22 protein-coding genes are annotated in these 24,521 nt (G+C 39.0%); 9 read left to right on the top strand and 13 right to left on the bottom strand.

What is annotated here, in order from left to right; translation table 11 throughout:
* Window positions 1-11 precede the first annotated feature (11 nt).
* Window positions 12-512 (top strand): FKBP-type peptidyl-prolyl cis-trans isomerase, encoded by a 501-nt coding sequence (locus PL_RS09550; protein WP_348621545.1) that lies wholly within the window; start codon window positions 12-14, stop codon window positions 510-512.
* Window positions 513-599: 87 nt separating this feature from the next.
* Here PL_RS09550 and PL_RS09545 read toward each other — a convergent pair whose 3' ends face one another.
* The 4 genes from PL_RS09545 to PL_RS09530 are packed head-to-tail and all read right to left on the bottom strand — an operon-like array spanning window position 600 to window position 3,388.
* Window positions 600-1,031: a Fur family transcriptional regulator gene (locus tag PL_RS09545; RefSeq protein WP_041886499.1), complete on the bottom strand. Its 432-nt coding sequence runs from the start codon at window positions 1,029-1,031 to the stop codon at window positions 600-602.
* Window positions 1,032-1,036: 5 nt separating this feature from the next.
* The gene (locus PL_RS09540) at window positions 1,037-1,474 is read right to left on the bottom strand and encodes a hypothetical protein (RefSeq protein WP_041886502.1); all 438 of its coding nucleotides are present in this window, start codon (window positions 1,472-1,474) and stop codon (window positions 1,037-1,039) included.
* A 13-nt stretch (window positions 1,475-1,487) separates the two neighbouring features.
* Complete coding sequence (locus PL_RS09535) at window positions 1,488-2,762, bottom strand: ABC transporter permease (protein WP_041886505.1); 1,275 nt, start codon at window positions 2,760-2,762, stop codon at window positions 1,488-1,490.
* Window positions 2,759-3,388: an ABC transporter ATP-binding protein gene (locus tag PL_RS09530; protein WP_041886508.1), complete on the bottom strand. Its 630-nt coding sequence runs from the start codon at window positions 3,386-3,388 to the stop codon at window positions 2,759-2,761. Before PL_RS09530 ends, PL_RS09535 begins: the two co-directional genes overlap by 4 nt.
* Window positions 3,389-3,699: 311 nt before the next feature.
* Between PL_RS09530 and PL_RS09525 the strand changes: the two genes are divergently transcribed.
* Both PL_RS09525 and PL_RS09520 read left to right on the top strand, forming a co-directional pair.
* Complete coding sequence (locus PL_RS09525) at window positions 3,700-4,905, top strand: GTP-binding protein (RefSeq protein WP_041886534.1); 1,206 nt, start codon at window positions 3,700-3,702, stop codon at window positions 4,903-4,905.
* Between the two features lie 256 nt (window positions 4,906-5,161).
* A complete protein-coding gene (locus tag PL_RS09520; RefSeq protein WP_348621541.1) occupies window positions 5,162-6,643 on the top strand; it encodes an alpha/beta hydrolase-fold protein in 1,482 nt (493 codons plus the stop codon).
* Between the two features lie 62 nt (window positions 6,644-6,705).
* Here PL_RS09520 and PL_RS09515 read toward each other — a convergent pair whose 3' ends face one another.
* Window positions 6,706-6,909 carry a hypothetical protein gene (locus PL_RS09515; RefSeq protein WP_348621539.1) on the bottom strand — a complete coding sequence of 68 codons (204 nt, stop codon included), beginning with the start codon at window positions 6,907-6,909 and terminating at the stop codon, window positions 6,706-6,708.
* Between the two features lie 66 nt (window positions 6,910-6,975).
* Between PL_RS09515 and PL_RS09510 the strand changes: the two genes are divergently transcribed.
* Window positions 6,976-7,863, top strand: a complete 888-nt coding sequence (locus PL_RS09510) for a polysaccharide deacetylase family protein (RefSeq protein ID WP_041886516.1) — start codon at window positions 6,976-6,978, stop codon at window positions 7,861-7,863.
* 73 nt (window positions 7,864-7,936) lie between these two features.
* On the opposite strand, the gene PL_RS09505 is transcribed toward PL_RS09510, so the two are convergent.
* On the bottom strand, window positions 7,937-9,562 hold the full coding sequence (locus tag PL_RS09505) for an ABC-F family ATP-binding cassette domain-containing protein (protein WP_041886517.1): 1,626 nt from the start codon (window positions 9,560-9,562) through the stop codon (window positions 7,937-7,939).
* 147 nt (window positions 9,563-9,709) lie between these two features.
* On the opposite strand from PL_RS09505, the gene PL_RS09500 reads away from it, so the two are divergent.
* Complete coding sequence (locus PL_RS09500; protein WP_041886519.1) at window positions 9,710-10,288, top strand: nitroreductase family protein; 579 nt, start codon at window positions 9,710-9,712, stop codon at window positions 10,286-10,288.
* A gap of 1 nt (window position 10,289) precedes the next feature.
* Window positions 10,290-10,742 (top strand): GreA/GreB family elongation factor, encoded by a 453-nt coding sequence (locus PL_RS09495; RefSeq protein WP_041886535.1) that lies wholly within the window; start codon window positions 10,290-10,292, stop codon window positions 10,740-10,742.
* Between the two features lie 111 nt (window positions 10,743-10,853).
* Here PL_RS09495 and PL_RS09490 read toward each other — a convergent pair whose 3' ends face one another.
* On the bottom strand, window positions 10,854-11,726 hold the full coding sequence (locus PL_RS09490) for a polysaccharide deacetylase family protein (protein WP_041886522.1): 873 nt from the start codon (window positions 11,724-11,726) through the stop codon (window positions 10,854-10,856).
* Between the two features lie 126 nt (window positions 11,727-11,852).
* Window positions 11,853-12,479: an outer membrane beta-barrel protein gene (locus tag PL_RS09485; protein WP_041886524.1), complete on the bottom strand. Its 627-nt coding sequence runs from the start codon at window positions 12,477-12,479 to the stop codon at window positions 11,853-11,855.
* Between the two features lie 420 nt (window positions 12,480-12,899).
* On the opposite strand from PL_RS09485, the gene PL_RS09480 reads away from it, so the two are divergent.
* Window positions 12,900-14,399, top strand: coding sequence for a glycoside hydrolase family 130 protein (locus tag PL_RS09480; protein WP_041886527.1), 1,500 nt, complete (start codon window positions 12,900-12,902; stop codon window positions 14,397-14,399).
* 17 nt (window positions 14,400-14,416) lie between these two features.
* On the opposite strand, the gene PL_RS09475 is transcribed toward PL_RS09480, so the two are convergent.
* The 3 genes from PL_RS09475 to clpB form a co-directional block, all read right to left on the bottom strand.
* Window positions 14,417-15,418 carry a glycosyltransferase family 4 protein gene (locus PL_RS09475; protein WP_041886529.1) on the bottom strand — a complete coding sequence of 334 codons (1,002 nt, stop codon included), beginning with the start codon at window positions 15,416-15,418 and terminating at the stop codon, window positions 14,417-14,419.
* 2 nt (window positions 15,419-15,420) lie between these two features.
* Entirely contained in the window at window positions 15,421-17,697 is a 2,277-nt protein-coding gene (locus tag PL_RS09470; RefSeq protein WP_348621534.1) for a glycosyltransferase family 4 protein, read from the bottom strand.
* Window positions 17,698-18,133: 436 nt separating this feature from the next.
* Entirely contained in the window at window positions 18,134-20,746 is a 2,613-nt protein-coding gene (clpB, locus tag PL_RS09465; RefSeq protein ID WP_041886530.1) for an ATP-dependent chaperone ClpB, read from the bottom strand.
* Window positions 20,747-21,134: 388 nt separating this feature from the next.
* Between clpB and PL_RS09460 the strand changes: the two genes are divergently transcribed.
* Window positions 21,135-22,049, top strand: coding sequence for a DMT family transporter (locus PL_RS09460; RefSeq protein WP_041886536.1), 915 nt, complete (start codon window positions 21,135-21,137; stop codon window positions 22,047-22,049).
* 42 nt (window positions 22,050-22,091) lie between these two features.
* Complete coding sequence (locus tag PL_RS09455; protein ID WP_041886532.1) at window positions 22,092-22,898, top strand: endonuclease/exonuclease/phosphatase family protein; 807 nt, start codon at window positions 22,092-22,094, stop codon at window positions 22,896-22,898.
* Window positions 22,899-23,258: 360 nt separating this feature from the next.
* Here the strand turns inward: PL_RS09455 and PL_RS09450 are convergent, their stop codons facing one another.
* On the bottom strand, window positions 23,259-23,657 hold the full coding sequence (locus PL_RS09450; RefSeq protein ID WP_041884934.1) for an SRPBCC family protein: 399 nt from the start codon (window positions 23,655-23,657) through the stop codon (window positions 23,259-23,261).
* A 1-nt stretch (window position 23,658) separates the two neighbouring features.
* Window positions 23,659-24,321: an orotate phosphoribosyltransferase gene (gene pyrE / locus PL_RS09445; RefSeq protein ID WP_041884936.1), complete on the bottom strand. Its 663-nt coding sequence runs from the start codon at window positions 24,319-24,321 to the stop codon at window positions 23,659-23,661.
* Between the last annotated feature and the right edge of the window lie 200 nt (window positions 24,322-24,521).

Below are 24,521 nucleotides of genomic sequence, written 5' to 3'. Positions count from 1 at the left end.
ATAGGATTCCAATGAGTATTAAACCCAATACAGTAGTTTCATTAACGTACGAATTGCATACGACTAATGAAGAGGGACAACAAGTTTTCGTAGAAAAAGCTGATGAGCAAAACGCATTGGTCTTCTTATACGGTGCAGGTATGATGTTACCTAAATTTGAAGAACATTTAACTGGATTAAATGTTGGTGATGAATATAAATTTGAGTTAAGCGCAGCTGATGGTTACGGAGATTTAGATCCGGGAGCTTTTGCTGACTTACCAAAAGAAATGTTCAAAGATGTTGACCTGCCTAACGTAGGTGATGTTATTCCATTACAGGATAACGAAGGAAATCATTTCAGAGCCGGTGTTACTGCTGTACACGATACAACTATCTCGGTAGATCTTAATCACCCGATGGCTGGTAAAAACCTGATCTTTGGTGGTAAAATCCTTTCAGTACGTGAAGCAACTGAAGAAGAATTAAGTCATGGTCATGCACATGGTGCTGACGGACATCAGGGACACTAGTCCTGATAAATAACAAAAAAGGTGCGGATATATATCCGCACCTTTTTTGTATCTGAAAGATTTTGAAAGGCTGAATAACCGGTCAGCTTAATTCTTTTTAACTGACAGGTTGCATTTTTCGCAAATCCCGTAAGCTGTTGTATTAACAGTTTTCGCTGTAAAACCTTTTGGCATGGTGCTATGCGGTACTGCTACGTCCAGACAGTATATTTTATGGCAGCTGGTACAGTTAAAATGTATATGCTCATCATGATGGTGGTCTTCTGAACAGGAAGAAGAGCAGATTGCGTAATTGGCAGTGCCATTCATATCCATAATCCGGTGCAGAATTCCTTTATCTTCATAAATATTCAGGATTCTGTAAAGTGTTACCCTGTCAATTTCTTTACCTAGCTTTTTTTCCAGTTCAGGTTGTGAAATGGCGACAGTATCCAAAGCTATCTCTTCTAAAACACGAACTCTTTGTTTAGTATGTTTTAAGGAGTGTTCTTTTAAGATGTGAGTAGGGTCGATTTTCATATTTGTTATATTGACTTTGCATTAACTAAAGCAATTGGAGGATTATCCATCGCATTTCCAGTGCTCAATTTAAGCATTCCTTTAATAGTTATTGTTTGATAAGTGAATTTAATCGGTTCAGCAAGCTCAACCATCACCATAATGGGTACACCATTTTTTCCGCAGAAATAGCACTGGTTAATCGGAAGGGTAGATAACATGAATTTTGTTTGTTTCATCCCGTCTTTAATAGGGACTAAATATCCTTCCAGTTCAAATGGTTTATTTGCATACTTTTTAATATCAGCATTGTAGATCGGATACATCTGGGTATCCTTCACAATTTTGAAATCAACACTGCCAATTACATCCCAGTTGGAAGAGGTGATCTGGTCATTTGGGTTATGCTGAGCTTTTACAGCGAAACCTGAAAAAAGTAAAAATATAAAGATCAATGGTTTCATAACATATTCACATTTAGTTTTTAGACAATATCTTAGAAATATTTGACCGGTAAGCCTGCAGTGCAGGAATAATTCCTGCAAATATACCAATCGCCAGCCCGGCAACAAATAAATAAATTTCATCCGGCTGAAATTTCATCCCGCTTAGTTTCGCCTGGCTGCTTTCCTGATAGGTTCCAATCAGTTCAAGTACTAAATGTCCCAAAAGTATACCAATAACCGTACCGGCTAAAGTAAGCAGGATGCCTTCAAAAATTACTATCCGGAATAACTGCCCTCTTGAAGCACCCAGTGTACGCATAATCGCCAGATCGTAATTTCTTTCTTTCAGGGAGTTATAAAGGTTTACAAATACGCTGATTGCTGCAATGAGCATAATCAGCAGTGCGAACCATTGTAAGGTATCCACGCCCACACCAATCAGTGAAAACAAACGGGTACTCTCCATCGCAGGGGAGGCTGCCTGCAAGCTGGTTGATTGATTCACCAGTCTTGGAAACATCACTACAGACATTGGTGAGCGGTATTGGATCAGTAAAGCCGTTATTTCTTTTTCTTCCTGTTGTCCGATCTGATCAGGTCTTTGTTTTTCATGTTCATGATGGCCATGGCCGTCTCCGTGCTGATGGGCTTCGCTGTCCTGATGATGCTCAGCAGCTTCTTCTCTTTCATGATCTTCATGCATTTTCCAGACACTTGAAATATTAGTCAGGATAAGGTTATCAGTGACATTGCCCTGCGGGGTTAAAATTCCTACTACCTTATAGGCATGTGTTTTATGGATATCTGAGCTGCCTGTTAAGCCGTGAGCACCGAAAAATGTATCTCCGATTTTTAGTCTCTGATTGGCAGCAACAGCCGCCCCGATAGTAACCTCGAAATCGGCAGACCAGAATTTGCCTGAACCGGTTTTTAATTTATAAACACTTACAAAGTTACTGTCGGTACCAACAATTCTGATACCCTGGTAATTATCGCCCTGCGCCAGAGGTACAGCTTTTTTAACAAAAGGACTATGCGCCAGTTCCTGAGCTGCTTTAAGCGGGATATTACCGGTAGGAAAATCAATATAGTAGATGCTGCTCAGAATAAGTTGAAGCGGACTTCCTTTTGCGCCTACTACCAGGTCAATATCTTTAGAGTTATTATCTAATTTTTCACCAATCTGGGTGGATGCCAAAAGCAATATTGTCAGAATGCCGGTACCAAAGGCAATGAGCATAATATTTAATGCGGAGGAGAGTGGTTTAGACCATATGCTTTTCCAGCTGATTTTTAATGGGCTCATTTTAGTTCGTAAGTATTAGTAAATGCATCCTTAACTCTTTTATCATGGGTGGCGACAATTAATGTTGCCTGGTTTAAGCCTGACTGCTGCATCAGTAAATCCAGTACAGCAAGGGCATTTTTATCATCCAGACTGGAGGTGGGTTCATCGGCAATGAGTAAAGCAGGTTTGTTGATCACTGCTCTGGCTATAGATACCCGCTGGAGCTGACCCTGACTTAACTCATTTGGATAGGCATTCTTTTTAGCTGCTATCCCCAGAGATTCCAGGACTTCATTAACTCTCTGATGATCTTCAGGAAGCCGGGCAAAGCTCTGTGCCATAATCAGGTTCTCGGCAATGGTCAGACTTTTAATCAAGTGAGGCCGCTGGAAAATAATGCCTATATTTCTACCTCTGAACTGATCGAGTTCTCTGGAATTAAGTGCATATACTGATGTACCATCAATATTTACTTCTCCGGCGGCTGGTTTTAGTATACCTGTAAGTACATGAAGTAAAGTGGTTTTTCCGCTTCCAGATTCTCCCAGAAGTAACCACTGCTCACCGTTATTGATTTCCCAGTCTTTAAAGGCAATGCGATGTGCATTGTTATAGCTGTGCGAAACTGATTTAATGGATATCATTTGTGTTTATGATTTTATAAGCCCTCAAAGCTTTTTGTTCAACAAAAGTAATAAATGCAAGTTTATTGCATGTAGTGTATGTGTAAAGAGTTTGCTACTACGGTTAAAGAGCACCTTTCTAATCAGATTTTGATTTTTAGTGCCTCCTGCTGTAAAAAACGGATACTATTTAGAATTGTTATTTCTTAGTAAAAGTAAATGCAATATAATTGCATTTACTTTGGCGTTTGATATATTTGCAACTGAATGCATTATCTGATTGTCCGGTTAAAGGTGCCAGGGTAGACATGATCATTAAACACACACATAAAATGAAAACAAAATTATTACCTGTAACTGTGCTGAGTGGATTTCTTGGCAGTGGGAAAACAACTTTGCTTAATCACATTCTTCATAACAAGCAAAATCTGCGTGTAGCATTAATTGTTAATGATATGGGGGAGATCAATATTGATGCAAATGCCGTTCAGCGGGAAAATATGTTGTCCAGAACCGAAGAAAAGCTCGTGGAGATGAGTAATGGCTGTATTTGCTGTACCCTGCGTGAAGATCTGATTGCCGAAGTAGAGAAACTGGCTAAAGAAGATCGGTTTGATTATCTGATTATTGAAAGCACTGGTATTTCTGAGCCAGTTCCTGTGGCACAGACATTCAGTTATGTAGATCTGGCTATGAATATTGATTTAAGTAAGTTTAGTAAACTGGATACGATGGTTACGGTCGTGGATTGTTTTAATTTCAAAAAAGACTTTGGTACGAATGAATTATTAATTGACAGAGAATGGGTAGACGATGTTGCGGATCAGCGGACAATTGTCAACCTGCTTACTGACCAGATTGAGTTTGCAAATGTGATTATTCTTAACAAAACAGATCTGGTATCTGCTCAAGATCTATTGCTTTTAAAAGCAGTTGTCAGAAAGCTGAATCCTTCGGCGAAATTAATTGAATCTTCTTTCAGCAAGGTAGATCTTAAGGAAATATTGAATACGGGGCTGTTTGATTTTGACGAAGCCTCACAGGGGGCTGGCTGGATTAAGGAACTGAATACCGAACATGAGCCAGAAACTGAAGAGTATGGAATCAGCAGCACAGTATTCCGGTCTTCAAAACCTTTTCACCCGGAGCGTTTATGGAATTATCTGAATGAACAGTTTCCACCTAATGTGATCAGGACCAAAGGTTTATTCTGGCTGGCACCTATGCCCGACAGAGCACTGAATTTCTCTCAGGCAGGTGGTTCTCTGAGAATTGAAAGTGCTGGAACCTGGTGGGCAAGTATGCTACCTTCAGAAAGGTTGAATTATCAGGATTTTACTGAAAACAGAAAAGAAATAGAAAAGCGGTGGGATAAGGATTATGGAGACCGGATGAATGAATTGGTATTTATTGCTCAGGATTTGCATAAAGAGCAATTGCATCAGGAACTGAAGGCTTGTCTGATTACTGAAGAAGAGGCACTTCAATACCAAAATAAGCAGCTATTTGTCAATCCTTTTGCTAATGTTATTCAGTAAGGACTTTAGAAAATGGTATAAATTAAATTAGTTGTAAATATTTAATGCAATATAGTTGCAATTGAAAATAAAAGTAGTATATTTGATCTTCATTATTTAGTTAATAGGGAAAGCACTGTTGGCGGATTCATCACCCGCTACAGTGCTTTTATATTTTAAGACAATTTGTAGCCCGGTTTATTGTGATTTGATTTCTTTCTGGTTAATATCGCGGATGTGGTGTATATTAGAAAGCTGATCAATATTTTAAATTGCCATGATAAAAAAGATAACTACAATTCTGTTTTTCGCGTCTTCTCTTACTTTAAGCTCCTTTGCACAGCAATTTAAGGTAGCTTATGCTTCATCTGCACTTCAAAAGCCATTTACAGGAAAGGTTTTCCTGTACTTATCGAAAAACAATACTGAACCATTAACAGCTTCTATAGGATTTGAACCATTAACCTGCTTTGCTATAGATGTAAAGAATATAAAATCAGGAGAGGATGTTGTGATTGACAATCACGCAGTCTCTTATCCGGTTATACCATCAGATATAGAGCGTGGCGATTATTATATTCAGGCCGTATGGGACCGGAATCTGGGCGGAAGATCTATAGCAGCAAGCCCGGGTAATGTCTACAGTAAACCTCAGAAGATTTCAATCAGCAAAGACCGTAATCAATCGTTCGCAATCCTGGCAGACCAGGTAGTCCCTGAACAGGTATTTACAGCATCTGAATTTATTAAGGAACTGAATGTGCCTTCCAGGTTACTAAGCGATTTTCACCATAAGCCGTTTTCGTTAAGTGCTGCTGTACAGTTGCCTTTGGAATACTATAAAAATCCGGAGAAAAAGTTTCCTGTGGTATTTGTTGTATTTGGCTATGGGGCTGATTATCATCGTATCTCCGGAAATGCCGGTATGAAACATATTTCATTAGGTTCTGAGCCTGTAATCAGGGTATTTCTGGATGGTAACTGTTCTCTGGGACACTCCGCTTATGCAAACAGTGAAAATAACGGCCCATGGGGTGACGCGCTTACACAGGAACTTATTCCTTTACTGGAGCAAAAGTATCGTTGTAACGGCGCCAGAATGCTAATGGGACATAGCAGTGGCGGGTGGTCTGTATTATGGCTGCAAACGCATTATCCTGAGGTCTTTTTAGCAACAGCTTCCAGTAGTCCTGATTATGTGGACTTTCGGAGCTTCTCCAAGGTGGATCTTTATCAGGATAGTAATCTGTATTATAATAAAAAAGGGCAGGCATACCCGGGAGGGACTGTGGCGGGAAGATTTCCCTTTGCCTATGTCAAAGAGATGTATCAGGTAGAAAATGTTATTTCAAGAGGAGAGCAGCAGCGCTCTTTTGAAGCGGTTTTCAGTAAAAAAGGAAAAGACGGTTTACCTGAACAGATTTGTGATAATCAAACAGGGGCAATTAATCATGCTACTGCCGAAAGCTGGAAAAAATATGATATCTCTTTATATCTAAAAAACAACTGGAAAGAACTGCAGAAAGATCTTGAGGGAAAAATAAGAGTATCGATAGGTAATGATGATAACTTTCTGCTCAATTACCCGGTGAAGTTATTTGAACAGGAAATGAAATCCATAAATGCTTCAGTAACGTTTCAATATTATCCGGGTGATCACTTTACCGTAAGTACAAGAGAATATATGGATGATACACTTGGTTTTCTGGAAGGCAGATACAAGCAATGGCTGATCAGAAATAAGACAGACGTAAAATAGTAATCCGGTTTGTAAAAGGTAAAGAAGGTCTGATGACAGTTAATTCATTCAGACCTTCTTTTTTAGTAGTTCTCCAGGAAATCTTCTCCCTTTTGAGTAATTGTGGCGGAGGGATGAGCACTATCCGGGTGAATTATAATATAACCCAGACGCTCCAGTTCTTCATAAGCTTCTTCCATACCGCCAAGGATAGAAGAGCTGACTTGTTGTTCGACTGTTTCCAGTATTGATTTGATTTCTTCTTTTTCCATACTTAAATTTAACAAATTTTTATAAAAGGGTATCAGTAATTTCCGGGACTAATTGTAAAATCATTTTTTACTTTTGTGTCTATGAAAACATACCCTAATTCGTTATTTCTTTTTCTTTCACTGTTTCTTTTCTCTTGTCAGTCAGGTCGGGGAAAACAGGCTGTTCAAACAGCACAGGATTCTGCCGCAGTGACTGATAATCCAAAAGATACTGTGAAATCTGTTGCAGCAGATGCTAAAACGATTCTATTACGTAAACAAGTCCCGGTATTGTGTTACCATCAAATCAGGGACTGGAAAGCATCAGATTCTAAGAGAGCACATGATGATATTATTCCTCCGGCTAATTTCAAAGAACATATAAAAATGCTGGCTGATAGCGGGTATCATACAATTTTACCGGATCAGTTGTACGATTATCTGGTTTACGGGAAGAAATTGCCGGCTAAGCCTATCATGATAACTTTTGATGATACCGATCTGGATCAGTATACAGTAGGTGCTTCAGAGTTAAAGAAACATGGATTTAAAGGTGTGTTTTTTATTATGACTGTTTCTATCGGCAGACCAAGATATATGAGTAAAGCACAGATTAAGGAGCTTTCAGACCAGGGACATGTAATTGCGAGTCATACCTGGAACCATAAAAATTTCGCGCAGTTTACAGATGAAGACTGGGATATTCAGATTGACAAACCTACACAGACGCTAGAGAAAATAACAGGTAAAAAGGTGCAGTATTTTGCTTACCCTTATGGTGTTTTCAAAGCTGCAAACCTGCATAAACTAAAAGAACATGGCTTTAAAGCTGCATTTATTTTGTCTACACCAATGGATGAGGTAAATCCGCTTTACACAATCAGAAGGATCATTGATCCGGGGCATTATACAGCTAAAAATTTGTATAACAGTTTACAAAAGAGTTTCAATAAAAAGAAGATAGCCACGGCAACAGCTGCAGTTAAGTAATTTATTGTCATTCGAATAAAAAAAAAGGCTGTCTGAAATTCTCAGACAGCCTTTTTTTTATTCTGTTACCAGCTTATTTATACAATTCTGCTCTTAACTGAGCTACATCTTCACTATTGATATAATCATCATAGCTCATCATTTTATCAATTGATCCGTTAGGAGTCAGTTCGATAATTCTTGTTGCTACCGATTCAGTCAAAGCATGATCTCGTGAAGTAAATAAGATTGTTCCTTTGAAATCTTTAAGACCATTATTCAATGCTGTGATTGATTCCAGATCCAGGTGATTGGTTGGCTCATCAAATAATAACAGGTTGGCTTGTCTTAACATCATTTGAGAGAACATACAACGCATTTTCTCACCTCCTGATAATACTTTACAGTTTTTAAGTACTTCTTCTCCAGAGAACAGCATTCTGCCCAGGAAACTTCTTACAAACTGCTCATCTTTATCTGTATCAGAATATTCTCTCAACCAGTCGACAAGGTTCATGTCTTTACCATCAAAATAGGCAGAGTTATCATTTGGAATATCTGCAGTATTGATTGTTACTCCATATTTGAATTCTCCTGTATAGTTCTTTTCGCGGCCTGTTAATACATTATAAAAAGCAGTTGTTGCTAAACTGTTTTGTGAAACTATAGCAATTTTATCACCTTTATTCACCATGAAGTTTACACCTTTAAACAAGACTTCTCCATTAGTACTGAAAGCAAGGTCTTCCACCTGAAGAATCTGATCACCAGCTTCTCTGCCACCTACATTATTAAACATAATGGCAGGGTATTTACGGCTGGAAGGTTTAATCTCTGTAAGATCGATCTTATCAAGAGCTTTCTTACGTGAAGTTGCCTGTTTGGATTTGGAAGCATTCGCACTGAAACGCTGGATAAATTCCTGCAATTCCTTTACTTTTTCTTCCAGTTTTTTGTTCTGATCACTGCGCTGTTTTAAAGCTAACTGACTTGACTCATACCAGAAGGTATAGTTACCTGAGTAAATACTCATTTTGCTAAAGTCAATATCTACGATATGTGTACAAACAGCATCTAAAAAGTGCCTGTCGTGTGAAACAACCAGTACAGTACTTTGATAATCAGCCAGGAAGTTCTCTAACCAGGCAATAGTTTCTATATCCAGGTCATTCGTTGGCTCATCCAGTAAAAGAATGTCAGGATTACCGAAAAGGGCTTGTGCAAGCAGCACACGTACTTTTTGTTTACCATCCAGTTCCTTGATCTGTTTGTAGTGATATTCTTCTTTAATTCCAAGATTGCTTAACATGGTCGCGGCATTGCTTTCCATATTCCAGCCATCCATTTCTGCAAATCTGTTTTCCAGTTCACCGGCACGCTCGCCGTCTTTATCTGTGAAATCTTCTTTCAGATAAATTGCATCTTTCTCTTTCATGATGTCATACAGCTCTTTATGACCGATCATAACGGTCTCAATAACTGTGAACTCATCATATTCATAGTGATTTTGTTTTAAAACCGCCATACGTTCTCCAGGCGTAAAAGCTACGCTACCAGAAGTCTGGTTAACCTCACCTGATAGAATTTTTAAGAAAGTTGATTTACCCGCACCATTCGCTCCGATTACACCATAGCAATTGCCGGGAGTGAACTTAAGGTTAACATCTTCAAATAGGGTACGTTTTCCGTAACGCAGGGATAAATTAGAAACTGAAATCATATTGCACAAAAATAAGCCGCAAAGGTAACGATTATTTAATAAAATGCTTTGTACAGAGACGATTCATTAACGGATTTCCTGATCAATTGAAGCGAATATTTATGTAATAAACTTACAGCACGTTTAAAATGTTATTTTTGTAATATTATGGAAAGTGAAATAAATATACTTAGTTCTATTATACAGCGCAGACGGAGCATTTTCCCGCCAAGTTATACTCAGGAAGAAATTCCTGAAGCATTAATTACTCAGGTACTGGAAAGTGCAAATTATGCACCTACGCACAAGCTGACACAGCCCTGGAGATTTATCGTTTGCCGTAATGAAGGAAAACGTAAGCTGGGGGAAGAATTAGCACGTTTATACAAGCAGGAGACACCAGAAGCTCAGTTCCTTCAAAAGAAATATGACGGAATCATAGAGAAGGCGGTACAATCAAGTTGTGTTATCGTGCTTAATGCCCAGCTGCATCCTGATCTTATTCCGGAATGGGAAGAAATCGCAGCTTTTGCCTGTGCAGTGCAGAATATGGCATTAACAGCCGAAGCTTTGAAAATAGGGGCATACTGGAGCTCTCCGGGAATGATCAGCCTGCTTAATGATTATCTGGATCTGGCACCGAACGAAAAATGTTTTGGACTGTTTTATATGGGTTTTCATAATGAAGAACCCCGTTTACCAAAACGTACCCCGATGGCAGAAAAAGTAAGATGGATAAATGATTAATATGGAAGGATTAAAAGCTAAATTATATCAGGCCTGTATGAATTTTATTCTGCAAAGGATAAATACAGCTGAAACTGCTTTGCAACAGGCGCAGGAAGCAAGTAACGATGATACTAAAAGCAGTGCGGGTGATAAGTTTGAAACTACCCGTGAGATGATGCAGCAGGATATTGCAAGAAATAAGAGCCTGTTGCTTGATGCCAATCAGAATTTGTCTTTACTCTCTGCCCTGGAAGAAGTTATTCACAGTGATGTGGTTAAAAACGGATCCCTGGTTTATACTTCGAATGGCATATTTTATATCAGTATCAGTGCCGGGCAATTGAAAATAGACAATCAGCCGGTATTTGCTATTTCTGCAGTATCACCGATAGGTCAGCTGCTGATGGGTAAAAAAGAAGGAGAGTCTTTCAGTTTTAACCAAAATCAGTATACGATTAAAATGATCGATTAGTAAAAGACAGCTCGTTCAGTAAAATATTGCAGATCTGTTAATGTATAAAAAAGGGGTTGTATCATGATATAACCCCTTTTTTATACATTAAACAATAATTATTACTTATAACTAAAAACTGTTTTTAATACTATTGCTCAACGTTTTTGGTGTCCAGTAACCACTGGCGATAATTCTTCTGATGGTAAACAACGGATCTTTCTCATCCCTTTTGGTAGCCAGAATAAACGCACTTTTGAACCCTCTTTTCTTTAGCTCAGGAATAGCTTCAGGATTCCATAAACCAAAAGGATAAGCAAAGTGCTGAATTTTCCTGCCCGTAATAGCTTCCAGTGTTTTAGTTGGTTTGTCAATCTGAATTTCCCAGTCTTTACCCTGATATTTTTTTACGTTATGATGATCCCAGGTATGTGAACCAATATCGTTTCCTTTGTCTGACAGGTCTTTAACCTGTTCTTTGCTCATGTAGTTTGGCCTGCCCAAAGAAACAGTCATCACAAAAAAAGCACCTTTAAAACCATATTTTCTCATTGTCGGCTCAGCAATGGTATACTGATCTAAATCCGTATCATCAAAAGTAAGCAGGATAGGTTTTGAAGGTAATGCTGTACCGTTGTTCAGATAATCATATAACTGATCAAGCAGAATGGTATGGTAACCACTGTCAGCGAGCATTTTCATATGTCCTTTAAATACATCTATTGGTGTAATGTAATCTTTTGCTGCTTTTGAATCTTTAGGTCTCCAGTCACGAATCTGGTGATAACACAATACAGGGACCTGTTTACGTGCCAGAATTGTTTTAGCATCAGCTACTTTGATTTTTGAAATATCTACAGCCTTGTTTGGAGTTGCAGGACCGGTTGAAGCAGTTGCTACAGCAGCACTGTCTTTCACGTCTTCTTTTTTATTTTGAGATTTGGACTGGCAGCCTGCACTTAACAGAAGCGCTGCAGCAGTCATGGTTAAAATATACTGTTTCATTGAGGTATTTTATGTGTTGGCTGCTAAATTAGGAAATCAACTGACATTTTTTTTATTAAATACAAAAAAGGCCGGACAATAATGCCCGGCCTTTTTTGTGTAAAAATTGTGTAGAGTATCTACATATTATAAGTAGAACTGAACACCTAATTTTGGAGCGAAGAAGTTTGCACCAATGTTGAAATCTTTGTTGCCACCGATTTTATCACCGTTGTTGTTTTTCAAAGTGTTATCGTTGTAGCTGATACCTTTAACAGAGAATTCGATACCGAATTTTTTGCTTGGGAAGAATGCAAAACCTGGAGATAAAGCAACACCGATGTTGTTGTATTTACTTGTTTTTGCATAGTTGTTTCCATCATTGTCACCAACTTTAGTGTTACCAAATGCCATTGGAACTGATAATTGTCCAAAGAATTTGAATTGCTCAGTGATACCTTTGTAGTAACGTGCAAATGGAGCAACTACAAAAGCTTGTTTTTTAGTTGTGAAACCTGCAACTGTACCTAAAGCATCAACATGGTTTTTAGAAGACTCAAAACCAACACCAGTACCGATTGCTAAGTTATCAGTTACGAAATAACCTACACTTGGAACGATATTGAAGATAGTGTTTGATTTGCTTGCGCCATTTGGTTTATTTGAATCAAACTCAACGTTACCACCTAACATGAATTTACCTTTTTCAGTTTGTGCCTGAGTTGTGAATGCTAATGCAGAAACTGCGATTAATGATAATAATAATTTTTTCATTTTGTTGCTTTTTAAATTAATAACAAGCCAGAATTTTCTTGTTTAGTATCTGACTATGTTTGGCATATAGTCAATACCGGTGCCAAAGAAATATCAATCATACAAACTGGAAACGCAGTTTTTTGTAAATGCTTATCCGATAGCAAGATAAAATGTTTTAGTTTTGCCTTTATTATTTTGTGATGACAATTAACACTATGGTGATATTAAATTAACATTAAAAATAATCAGACAACTTGACTTTGTTTGTTAGAATGTCAGTTTTTAATACACCATTTTTGTCAGTTTTTGAGACAGTTTAGACTGTTGATGAAGCCACAGATGGCAGATCGTGCCAAATAAATACGATCTGAACCCTCATATCGAAAAAAAAAACTAAATTCATTAAATCTTTATGTCTGTCTTAAACGTTGTTTAATTATGAGACTATTAGTAGAACGCAAACCGATAAAAGTTTATCCTGACCCAAAACGGGTTATTGCCAGATTCTTTTTTAACGGAGAGGAGAGAGCTAAAGAGGTTATTAAAAGAGTTTTAGCTTTATCCCATGATGATGTTTTTGGTCTGATCTCTCCAATTTTGCAGGAATATTCAAAGAGACACAGGAACATTACCAAAATTCTGGCACGTCACTGTAAAAAGATCAAATACTGTATTGAGGAGATGGAAATAGATTATGAATCTCTGAGTAAATATCAGCGTCTTTTACTGGGGTCCTATTTTACACATGAATATTCTATAGAATCAGCTGCTTTTTTTAACCCTTCAGTAGTTGAAGACCCCGATCAGTCTGAACTGGTAGAAGGAGAAAAGAGGTTAATCATTAGTTTCAGGGCAGTGGGCGAGGGACATATTTCTTCTGTGGTTTTCAGAAGAGCTTTAATTGACCGCAATGGAAATATTACTGTTAATCCCTCAGGAAACTATATCGATGAAGCAGAGGTAGTCCGTAATGCCGTATATAATAAAAAGCTGTTTTTTAAAAGAGCAGCTGATGCGATGATAGATCTGAATATACTGGATGAAGTAAGTTTGAAACTGGAAGAGAAATTTGACTATGCTGTGCTCAGGAGAGTTATTATAGACTCTAAAAACCTGCAGACAGATGATCTGAAGAAGCTGGAATATGATAAAGTACTCTGGCTTTCGGATACCTACCACGAAATTAGCTTTTCCAGAGATACCGATATCTCAGACCGTGTTATTTTCCCTATTTCAGAATTTGAACGCAAAGGAATTGAGGATGCCCGTTTTGTCCGTTTTATCAGAGACGACGGATCGGTCATCTATTACGCTACCTATACCGCATTTGACGGAGCTATGATTCTCCCTAAACTCTTGCAGACAACAGATTTTTATGACTTTAAAGTAAGTCCGCTTCATGGAGCAGGAGCTCAGAATAAGAATCTGGCATTGTTCCCGCGTAAGATTAACGGGAAATATGCAATGATATCCAGAATTGACGGATGGAATAATTACCTGATGTATTCAGATAAGCTGACCGTATGGGATCATCCGGTTAAGCTGCAGCAGCCGCAGTTCCCCTGGGAATTTATTCAGATAGGTAATTGCGGGTCTCCCATAGAAACAGAAGCAGGCTGGTTAGTGGTTACCCATGGTGTAGGACCGATGCGCAGATACTGTCTGGGTGCAAGTTTACTTGATCTGGAAGATCCCTCCAAAGAAATCGGCAGACTTACCGAACCTTTGGTCATCCCTAATAATGATGAAAGAGAAGGATATGTACCCAATGTATTGTATTCCTGCGGTTCAATAATTCACAACGGTGAGCTGATCATTCCATATGGGTTGTCAGATTACTGCTCATCCTTTGCTTCCGTAAAAATAGATCTGCTGTTAAGCAAACTTATAGAGTCCGGCAGTCAGGCAGATGAGCCAACTGGTCATCAGAAAAGTTAAAAGCAATCCTGTAAGACTTATAAAATCCGTTTATAGAGATCCATATAATCACTTACCATTTTTTCTCTGGAGAACCTTTGTTTAGCCTGATTATGGCAGGTTAACCGGTCAATGTGAACTATCCGGGCAACTGCAGCAACTGCCTCATCTGTATTTTCTACCAGAAAACCTGTCTGTTCATGTTCAATCAGTTCCGGCATTGATCCCCTGTTAAATGCAATTACTGGTGTGCCGCATAATAATGCCTCTGCCACACTCAGTCCAAAGGGCTCTGCGAAATTGATGGGATGAAGCAGGGCGGACGCTCCTTTTAACAGTTGATTGCGCTGCTCAGGCCCGGCAGGGCCCAGGAAAACGATATCTTCACTTAAAAACGGAGCCACAGCTTCCTTATAGTAATGTTCATCCTGAATAATTCCTGCTATTAACAGCCTTTTTCTACTCTTTAGTGCAATTTGTATCGCTTCTGCAGTTCCTTTATCCGGATGAATTCTTCCAAAAAACAGCAGGTAATCATCAGGCGTAGCATTAAACTGAAAAGCTTTCGTATCCAGACCATTATAGACCGTCGCCAGATAATTCAGTGAAGGATGACGGTTTGCGTTACTAATCGAAACATAATGATTATGCCGGTTATATTGCTGATAGACCCGGACAATCTTTTCAGAAGAGAATCCATGTATAGTAGTCAATACCGGAATTTTAATTAATCCCGAATAACTGAGCGGCAGGAAATCAAAATGATTATGAATCAGGTCAAAGTCATCCGCCTGTTCCATCAGATTGCTGATGTGGAGACATTCGAGGACTTTTGCATCCTGACTCCGGTCTTCCTCATAACCGGTTTTAACTACGCTGCGCAGTTGAGCAGCTGTAACTGAATCGCTGGTTGCAAATAAAGTTACGTCTATTCCGGCCTGATGCAGACCTTCAGTTAAATTAGAAGCCATTTGTTCCCATGGACCATAATGACGCGGAGGAGTTCTCCATGCCACAGGCGATAAAACTGCGATCTTCATATTTATAATACCTCTTCCTTTACTGGTTTTGAATCTGTCAGATCACTATATTCATATTCCACTTCCAGCGATTTTAAGATCACCAGGTGTGAAATCCAGTAAGCCAGTGTACTTTCTGCTCCCTGATTTCTGTTGACCCCAGAGGTTTGTAATCCATCTCCGCAACCCTTGGTCTCATAATCATACAAAGGAAGACGCAGACTGTTCTCGCCTAAAAACCATTGATAACTCAAATACATTTGTCTGATATATTTTAAATCGTGAGTGATCTCATAAGCTTTGAAATACAGTAAAACTATAGCCATGGTTTCTATAGCCTGCTGATCATACAAAGCCATTTCATGAGCTTTGAATAACCATCCATCATTGCCTACCGGGTTTAAATAACCTTTATCCAGTGTTTTAGAGGTTAAGAACTCCATGCTTTCCAGACCTATGGCCAGGGAATCCTGATTTTGCGTAGTTTCATAATGGCAGAGCAGGGCCAAAGGCAGAATAGCATTGTCATAAGTCATTTTTTCTTCAAACCAGTTCCATCCTGTTTCTTTATGAGCATGATAAGCGGCTTTCAGCGGGTCAGCAAGTTTGTTGAGCTCTTCAATAATATATTCATCATACGGGTGCGCTTTTAAAAAACTGCTTAACCCGATCATGGTATTGGCTACCCCCCTTAAATGTTTCAGCTTGCTGAAATGAGGGATAGATTTAATGAACAGTTCTGTTGCAAATTCTTTATAAGAATTATTAGGCGCATTATTGATCAGATAACCCAAAGCCCAGATCGTTCGGCCAAAAGAATCTTCCGAACCAACTTCATCCAGATATTCTCTTTTAAAACTTAAGAAGTTTCTGAAATTACCATTATCACATTGCATGTATTGTATATAACTCAGATATACAGGAAGTAATTCCAGTGCAGTTTTATTTTTATTTTGCTGCCAGGCAAGGATAACCATAATCAATGCCCGGGCATTATCGTCAAGACAATAACCTTCTTTGAGATTGGGAATGCCATATTTTGCATGCTGAACTATTCCGGTATCGTCAGTTAACCGCTTGATATGAGCCATACTAAAAGCAGGCATCATATCCGGATCAATAATGGGTCTGATTTCTTCCTGTGCCTGGCTGGCATAGCGTATTGCATCCTTTAAGGTTTCAATAAAAACATGACCTGTATTTGGCCAGCGTAAATGAAGACCATAATTATAAGCGTTGCTTTTCAATTCTTTCAGCAGCTGCTGATTGGCAAACAGGTCATTGACGATTTGTGCCAGTGCATCTGCATTTTTGAAATCGAAGAGCTTTCCGCGGTTATCTGCCAGTAATTCCTGGGCATGCCAGTAAGGCGTAGATACGACTGCTGCTCCGGCACCTATGGCATAGGATAATGTACCACTGGTAATTTGTGCTTCGTTCAGATATGGCGTGATATACATATCCGCTGCAGTCAGATAATCGTATAGTTCTTCTTCAGAGACAAACTTATTAATGAAAATAAGATGGTTTTCTACGTTCAGTTTTTTAGCAAGACGTTTCAGGTTGTCTCTGTATTCTTCTCCAGAATTCCTGATTACTCCCGGGTGAGTGGTGCCCAGCACAACATAAAGTACATCCGGATTTTTTTCTGCTATTTTAGGCAGAGCTTCAATGACTGTTTCCAGTCCTTTGTTCCTGCTGATCAGACCAAAAGTGAATAGTACCTTCCTGTTTTTAAAAGCAGGGGAGTTTTTGATCAGATTGTTTGCTTTGGGTTCCAGATCCGGAACGCCGTGTTCTATCAGTTTTATTTTATCCTCCGCTATGCCATAAATACTGGTCAGAAAGTTTACAGCTCTGGTACTCATGACAACTACTTTTGAAGAGTACTTGGCAATTTCCCTGATAATAGTCAGCTGTATATAGGTAGGGTCCTTCAATACGGTATGCAAAATTGTAATCAGAGGTTTTTGTAAACGGGCAATCAGAGGGAGTATATACACGCCGTTATCACCTCCATAAATACCAAACTCGTGCTCTAAAATGCAGACATCTGTCAAACTTGTATTGATATAATCGGCCGCCCTGGTATAATCTTTCTGATTTTCCTGTCTGATAATAAACTGGACTTCCGGGGGATATTCATAAGTATCCAGATTTTCAGAATCAGTCATGGCCACCACAAAGCTCTCTTTGGATACTGCTGTCTGGTCATGAGCAATTGCCTTTAAAAGATTATTGTTGAATGTCGCAATACCACATTCACGCGGTGGATAAGTTGAGATATAAGCTATTTTCATCTTTTTTTCGGTTATGCAGCCATTTTAATGTTTGATTTCCGGGTTAATCTTGTAAAAAGAAGGATATGGCATCGATTCCTGAACAAAAAACCACAAATAAAAACTTTTGTTTAATTTTTGCTATTAATTGGAATGTATTTCTCTTGTAAAAGAAGAACTCTGCTGCTTTCTCTCTTATAAAGCAAAATTCAGGACTATTGTTTTGATTTTTTTTTACGCATAGCCAGGTTGAACAGTAATGTTACAACTGATAGCACAGGGCAGCCTGTTATAACACAGCTGACTCTTTCCAGCGTAACATAACATAGAAAAAAAATGCTGATCCCTTATTCAGTATCATGCTACGAAGCAGAATATTGAACAGGAGACCAGCATTCTTAATTTTACTAAAGATTTGCTTATTTCTAAGCAGATCTTTAGCTATTAACAATTTGCCTTATAAAGCAGGCGATTCTTTTTTTGTATTCAGGAAGACGAATTTGTTATCGAACATATCTAGTTTGATTTTACTGTCCTTGTCAATATTTCCGGCCAGTATCTCTTTGGATAACTCATTCAGTACACGTTTCTGGATAACCCTTTTTAAAGGACGGGCACCAAACTGAGGATCATAACCTAGTTCTGCCAGCCAGTCCAAAGCCTCAGGAGAAGCTTCAATTTCGACTCCCATTTCAGCTAATGTATCCTGTACATGTCTGAACTGCAATTCTGCAATATTTCTTACTTCACTGCGGTTCAATGGGGTAAACATAATCAGTTCGTCAATTCTGTTTAAGAATTCCGGTCTGATCGTCTGTTTCAGTAATTCAAAAAGCTCATTTTTAGTCTTGGCAATTACTTCATCCCTGTTAGAGTCATCAAGATCCTTAAAGTTCTCCTGAATCAGGTGTGAACCAATATTGGACGTCATAATAATGATCGTATTCTTGAAATTAACCAGGCGACCTTTATTATCAGTCAGTCGTCCATCATCAAGTACCTGCAGTAAAATGTTAAATACATCAGGATGTGCTTTTTCAATTTCATCAAGCAATACGACCGAGTAAGGTTTGCGGCGAACTGCTTCAGTCAGTTGCCCACCTTCATCATAACCTACATATCCCGGAGGCGCTCCGATTAATCTTGAAACCGAATGTCTTTCCTGATATTCACTCATGTCAATACGGGTTAACGCATTATCATCATTAAACAGGAATTCGGCAAGTGCTTTGGCCAGCTCAGTTTTACCTACCCCAGTGGTGCCTAAAAAGATAAATGAACCGATAGGTTTACGTTTATCCTGTAAACCGGCACGTGAACGGCGTATCGCATCAGATATAGCCTCTATAGCTTCATCCTGACCTGCTACACGTCTATGCAGCTCATCCTCCAGGTGCAGTAATTTTTCACGCTCGCTTGCTACCAGTTTGGTTACCGGGATTCCGGTCCAGCGGGCAACTACACCAGCAATATCATCAGCTGTTACTTCTTCTTTCAGCATACGGCCTTCGCCCTGCTGACTTTCAAGAGTAACTTTTAGTTTTTCAACGTTATCCTGCGCTTCTTTAATTTTGCCATAGCGGATTTCAGCAACTTTTCCATAATCTCCGGCACGTTCTGCCTGATCAGCTTCCAGTTTGTAATTTTCTATCTGCTCCAGCTGGGTGTTGATGCCGTCAACCACATCTTTTTCACCCTGCCATTTGGCTTTCAGTTCATCCCGTTCTGCAGAAAGATTGGCAATCTCTTCTCCGAGAGCTTTCACCTTCTTATCATCGTTTTCTCTTCTGATAGCCTCTCTTTCGATCTCCAGCTGCATAATCTTACGATCAAGCTCATCTACATTTTCAGGAACGCTATCCATTTCCAAACGTAGTTTAGAAGCAGCTTCGTCCATTAAATCGATCGCTTTATCCGGAAGAAAACGGTCACTGATATAACGCTGAGATAACTCTACAGCAGCAATAATAGCTTCGTCTTTGATTCTTACCTTATGGTGAGTTTCGTATCGCTCTTTCAGTCCTCTTAAAATTGAAATTGCATCCTGAGTATCAGGTTCATCTACAATTACCTTTTGAAAACGGCGTTCCAGAGCCTTGTCTTTTTCCAGATATTTCTGGTATTCATTTAAAGTTGTCGCACCAATCGCACGCAGTTCACCACGGGCTAAAGCAGGTTTTAAGATATTTGCTGCATCCATTGCACCTTCGCCACCACCAGCACCTACCAGCGTGTGTATCTCATCAATAAACAGGATGATATCACCTTCACTTTGCGTAACCTCTTTCACTACAGCTTTCAGACGTTCTTCAAATTCACCTTTATATTTTGCACCGGCGATTAAAGCACCCATATCCAGTGAAAACACAGTTTTAGTTTTTAAATTCTCTGGTACATCTCCTTTGATAATTCTGAAAGCGATACCTTCCGCAATAGCAGTTTTACCTACTCCGGGTTCACCAATTAAAATCGGGTTGTTTTTTGTCCTGCGGGAAAGAATCTGAATAACCCGGCGAATTTCATCATCCCGGCCAATCACAGGGTCCAGTTTTCCGGATTCTGCATATTCATTCAGATTTCTTGCATATTTATTTAAGGCATTATAAGTTGCCTCGGCATTCTGATCAGTTACCCGGTTATCACCTCTTAAAGCTGCAATAGCTTTTTTAAGGTCTTTTTCGGTTACACCCTGATCTTTTAGTAATTTAGAAGTATTGTCGTTGACAGATAAAATTCCCAGTAATACGTGCTCTACAGACACGAACTCATCTTTAAATTCTTTCAGATAAGATTGTGCTTTCTGCAACGCAGAATTGGCACCTGAAGACAGGTATCCATTACTTCCGCTAACCTTTGGAAATTTACTGATTTGCTCATCCAGTTGCTGATTAAGCGTATTTAAGTTTACATTGAGTTTCTTTAAAACATAAGAGACTACATTTTCATCAACAGTAAGCAGCCCCTTAAGCAGGTGGGCCGTTTCAATAGCCTGTTGCTGATTGCCCTGGGCTATTTCGGAAGCCTGTTGAACTGCTTCCTGGGCTTTTATAGTAAAGTTGTTGAAGTTCATGTCAATGTGCGAACAAAAGAAATGCCATAAGGCTGTATATCAGGTATCCGGAAATTATGTCGCTAAAAGATAATTTTTACTGAATAAATGTCTGATTTTTAATGTTTTGTACTGAATTTTTGTCTGTATTTAATAAAAAATTGCTGTGAATTACCAGATTTGTCTCAGGTTGTAGCGAATAGTTTATTATTCCAGATATTGCTGACCTGTTCTGAATCGTTTTTATGTCTCCTTTTTGAAACACCTGTTCATGAATTGTAAATTTTCACTCAAAAGAACATCCAGGGAATAAGCTTTAGTGGAAAATGGTGTGTTTTCAGTTTTGAATGAGTTTCTTTGCATCAAAATTAAACGCGCACAAACAAAAAAACAATACGAATACAATATAATGGAGAAAAACTTACTCAAAGGTGCCTTATTAGTCGGGCTTGGCGCCTCAAGTTATGGTGCACTGGCGACGGTGGTTAAGATGGCTTATCAGCATGGATTCACTACTGCAGAAGTAACTACTTCGCAGTTTACAATTGGATTTACAGGCGTACTTTTATTAAATATACTAATCAAGAATAAGGCAAAAGCTAAAGAAGAAAGTCAGCAGGAGAAAGGTTCTGTTTTTAAACTGATGCTTGGTGGAACCTCTCTGGGGCTGACCAGTGTGTTTTATTATTTTGCCGTAAAATATATTCCTGTATCAGTGGGGATAGTGCTGCTGATGCAATCTGTCTGGATGGGCCTTTTACTGGAGGCTGTACTGGAAAAAAAGGTACCTTCAGGAAGAAAAATCCTGGCTACCGTTATCGTGCTGATGGGAACAGCACTGGCAACAAATATCTTTTCGGATGTACATAATCTGGACTGGAGAGGAGTAGCCTGGGGACTGGCTGCGGGTATCTCGTATACAGTTTCCTTATTTGCATCCAACAGTATCGCTACACATATGCGTCCTTTGAAAAGAAGTTTATGGTTACTGGCGGGTGGACTGGTAGCTATAGTGATGATTTTCTGTACTAATTCTTATGCTCATTTTAACTTTGGCATTTTCTGGCCATGGGGTTTGTTCCTTGCTTTTTTCGGAACTATACTTCCACCATTATTGTTTACCAGCGGTATGCCGCATACCGGAATCAGTCTGGGGACAATTGTAGCTTCTGTTGAGCTGCCTGTATCTGTAATGTTTGCTTACATATTGTTAAAAGAGCCGGTCAATGCAGTTCAGTGGATAGGTATTCTGATGATTATCAGTGCCATTGTGTTAATGAACGTACAGAACTTAAAAAAGAAGCCGGTACAATTAGATAATTAGTGTCTGTTTATAACCTGAACAGAATTTAGAGATAGCTGCGAATTGAAAAGATTTACAATTGCGGTTTTCCTGTTTTTTTCGTTTTCTGCATTTGGACAGCAAATAACTGTCTGTTCCTGGAACCTGAAAGATTTTGGAAAATCGAAGACCGATATACAAATAGATTTTATTGCCCAAACCCTTAAACACTGTGATGTAATTGCCATTCAGGAGGTAGTAGCAGGTCCGGGAGGTCCAATGGCCGTTGCCCGTTTGAATGATGCCTTAAACCGGACGGGAACAAAATGGGATTATACCATTAGTCACGGAACTTCCAGTGACAGATACAGTAAGGAACGTTATGCCTTTATCTGGAAAACCGGCAGAACTGAAAAAATAGGAGAGGCATGGCTGGAAAAAAAATATAACCTGGAAATTACCCGGGAACCTTATTTTGCGAGATTCAGGTCAGGTAAAAAACAGTTTACCCTGGTCACTATGCATGCGATTCCAAAATCCAAACAGCCTGAAACCGAGATTAAGTACCTGAAATATCTGCCCGAAAACTATGCTTCAGATGTGCTGATCTTTTGCGGTGATTTCAATCTGCCTGAATCTCATTCTGTATTCAATCCTTTAAAAAGTGCGGGCTATCCTCCTGCTTTTACTAATCAGAAGACTTCGCTAAGACAAAAATGTGTGAATGGCAATTGCCTGGCATCAGCTTTTGATAACTTTTTTTATGATCAGTCAAAGATCAACTGCATCAATGCAGGGATTATTCCTTTTTACACTGCGTTTGATGACCTGAAAGAGGCCAGAAAGCTTTCTGATCATGTACCTGTTTTTCTGAAGTTTTCGCTGATGTAGAGCGGATACAGATTGGTAATTTCAATATTGAGGGTTTGAGACGCAGCTATAAGAAGGCTATGCAGTAGCTATACACTGGTTAATATTGAAGCGGGTTTGATACGGGGTTGATACGGGGTTGAAACGGGGCAAGGCGTTTCAACCCCGTATCAACCCCGCTTCAATGGCGTATCAACACTAACTACAACATAGCGGGTGAATAGCCGTTAATCTTATTAAAGATCAATAGTATACGACAGAAGAAGGAACTTCGCACGGGAAAATGTACTGATCTCTGAATTATAGCAGCCATAAAAAAGAGCAAATAACTTATTCAGCTATTTGCTCTGCTTAGAGAATTCTATTTATTAAATCAATCCTTTATTTTAAGATCTCGCTTAGACGTTCAGTCTGATGATCTGCAAGTTTCTTTAGTGGTCCTGCCGCCAGCATTTTCATCATCATATTCAAATCTGCTGAAATGATATGTGTAGCTGTCGTTGTACCATCACCATTATCCTTAACTGTCCATTTCAATTCCAGATCAAAAGGAGCTTTCTCAGAAGGGATAGCAACCAATTCCTGATTCTCTATACGGCTGGAAATCTGGATTGCCAGTTTAGCCATATTCTGAATAGTAAATCTGGCTTCATCTGTTGTAGAGGACCAGTTATAAATGTTCTCAGGCATCAATTGCTGATGATTGTTCATGTCGGCTAAAAAAGCGTAAACTTTATCTACCGGCTGGTTTACTGTGGTGGTACTTTCAATAACGGTCATTTTATACTGGATTTTGGTCAAAATTCTGTCCCCACTCAGATGGGTTTCTGCGCCATTGGTTAAGTATATCCACATCACTTTGTGCGATAAAACTATTTTCAGCAGCGTACTGGATCAGGGTATTGTAATTTGATAATGTTGCAAAACGGCACTTTGCTTCTTTGAAATTCTCTTCAGCAAGGTCAAAGCCATAGGTGAAGATAGAAACTAAACCTGCAACAGACAAACCAGCATCTTTCAATGCATTTACCGCCTGTAAACTACTTTTACCAGTAGAAACTAAATCTTCTACCACTACTACGCGCTGACCTTCAATGATCTCGCCTTCAATTAAGCTGCCTGTTCCATGTTCTTTTGCTTTCGCTCTGACATAAACAAATGGCAATCCTAATTCCTGAGCTACTAATACACCCTGAGGAATACCGGCAGTAGCAACTCCGGCAATAACATCAACAGAACCAAATTCTTCCTGTATCAGCTGCGTAAGTTTCTGCCTGATGTATGTTCGTACTGACGGATGGGAGAGCGTCACCCTATTATCGCAATAAATTGGAGATTTCCAGCCTGACGCCCAGGTAAAGGGGTTATTCGGCTGTAATTTTATTGCTTTAATTTGAAGTAAAAATTCAGCTACCTTTAATTCAATATCACTTTTATTATACATGCTCCAAAATTACTCAAAATAATACCTTTATTGCATAAAGGATTTGTCCTTTTTTTGCCACCAATTGATACTCAATGTGATAATTAGAAACTGAGGTGGTTAAAACTAAATAATATCCGATTCCTCTTTGTATCGTACATAATTTTTATACTTTTATTTCCAAAAATACCACATCGAACCGGCTTTGATACGCTGGCTTA

This window comes from Pedobacter lusitanus (assembly GCF_040026395.1).
Classification (GTDB): domain Bacteria; phylum Bacteroidota; class Bacteroidia; order Sphingobacteriales; family Sphingobacteriaceae; genus Pedobacter; species Pedobacter lusitanus.
The sequence above is the reverse complement of the archived record's forward strand: the minus strand, read 5'-3'. Positions and strand labels throughout refer to the sequence as shown.

Coding starts and splice junctions, on each gene's coding strand:
- PL_RS09550 (WP_348621545.1), top strand. CDS start 12: ATGAGTATTAAACCCAATACAGTAGTTTCATTAACGTACGAATTGCAT.
- PL_RS09545 (WP_041886499.1), bottom strand. CDS start 1,031: ATGAAAATCGACCCTACTCACATCTTAAAAGAACACTCCTTAAAACAT.
- PL_RS09540 (WP_041886502.1), bottom strand. CDS start 1,474: ATGAAACCATTGATCTTTATATTTTTACTTTTTTCAGGTTTCGCTGTA.
- PL_RS09535 (WP_041886505.1), bottom strand. CDS start 2,762: ATGAGCCCATTAAAAATCAGCTGGAAAAGCATATGGTCTAAACCACTC.
- PL_RS09530 (WP_041886508.1), bottom strand. CDS start 3,388: ATGATATCCATTAAATCAGTTTCGCACAGCTATAACAATGCACATCGC.
- PL_RS09525 (WP_041886534.1), top strand. CDS start 3,700: ATGAAAACAAAATTATTACCTGTAACTGTGCTGAGTGGATTTCTTGGC.
- PL_RS09520 (WP_348621541.1), top strand. CDS start 5,162: ATGATAAAAAAGATAACTACAATTCTGTTTTTCGCGTCTTCTCTTACT.
- PL_RS09510 (WP_041886516.1), top strand. CDS start 6,976: ATGAAAACATACCCTAATTCGTTATTTCTTTTTCTTTCACTGTTTCTT.
- PL_RS09505 (WP_041886517.1), bottom strand. CDS start 9,562: ATGATTTCAGTTTCTAATTTATCCCTGCGTTACGGAAAACGTACCCTA.
- PL_RS09500 (WP_041886519.1), top strand. CDS start 9,710: ATGGAAAGTGAAATAAATATACTTAGTTCTATTATACAGCGCAGACGG.
- PL_RS09495 (WP_041886535.1), top strand. CDS start 10,290: ATGGAAGGATTAAAAGCTAAATTATATCAGGCCTGTATGAATTTTATT.
- PL_RS09490 (WP_041886522.1), bottom strand. CDS start 11,726: ATGAAACAGTATATTTTAACCATGACTGCTGCAGCGCTTCTGTTAAGT.
- PL_RS09485 (WP_041886524.1), bottom strand. CDS start 12,479: ATGAAAAAATTATTATTATCATTAATCGCAGTTTCTGCATTAGCATTC.
- PL_RS09480 (WP_041886527.1), top strand. CDS start 12,900: ATGAGACTATTAGTAGAACGCAAACCGATAAAAGTTTATCCTGACCCA.
- PL_RS09475 (WP_041886529.1), bottom strand. CDS start 15,418: ATGAAGATCGCAGTTTTATCGCCTGTGGCATGGAGAACTCCTCCGCGT.
- PL_RS09470 (WP_348621534.1), bottom strand. CDS start 17,697: ATGAAAATAGCTTATATCTCAACTTATCCACCGCGTGAATGTGGTATT.
- clpB (WP_041886530.1), bottom strand. CDS start 20,746: ATGAACTTCAACAACTTTACTATAAAAGCCCAGGAAGCAGTTCAACAG.
- PL_RS09460 (WP_041886536.1), top strand. CDS start 21,135: ATGGAGAAAAACTTACTCAAAGGTGCCTTATTAGTCGGGCTTGGCGCC.
- PL_RS09450 (WP_041884934.1), bottom strand. CDS start 23,657: ATGACCGTTATTGAAAGTACCACCACAGTAAACCAGCCGGTAGATAAA.
- pyrE (WP_041884936.1), bottom strand. CDS start 24,321: ATGTATAATAAAAGTGATATTGAATTAAAGGTAGCTGAATTTTTACTT.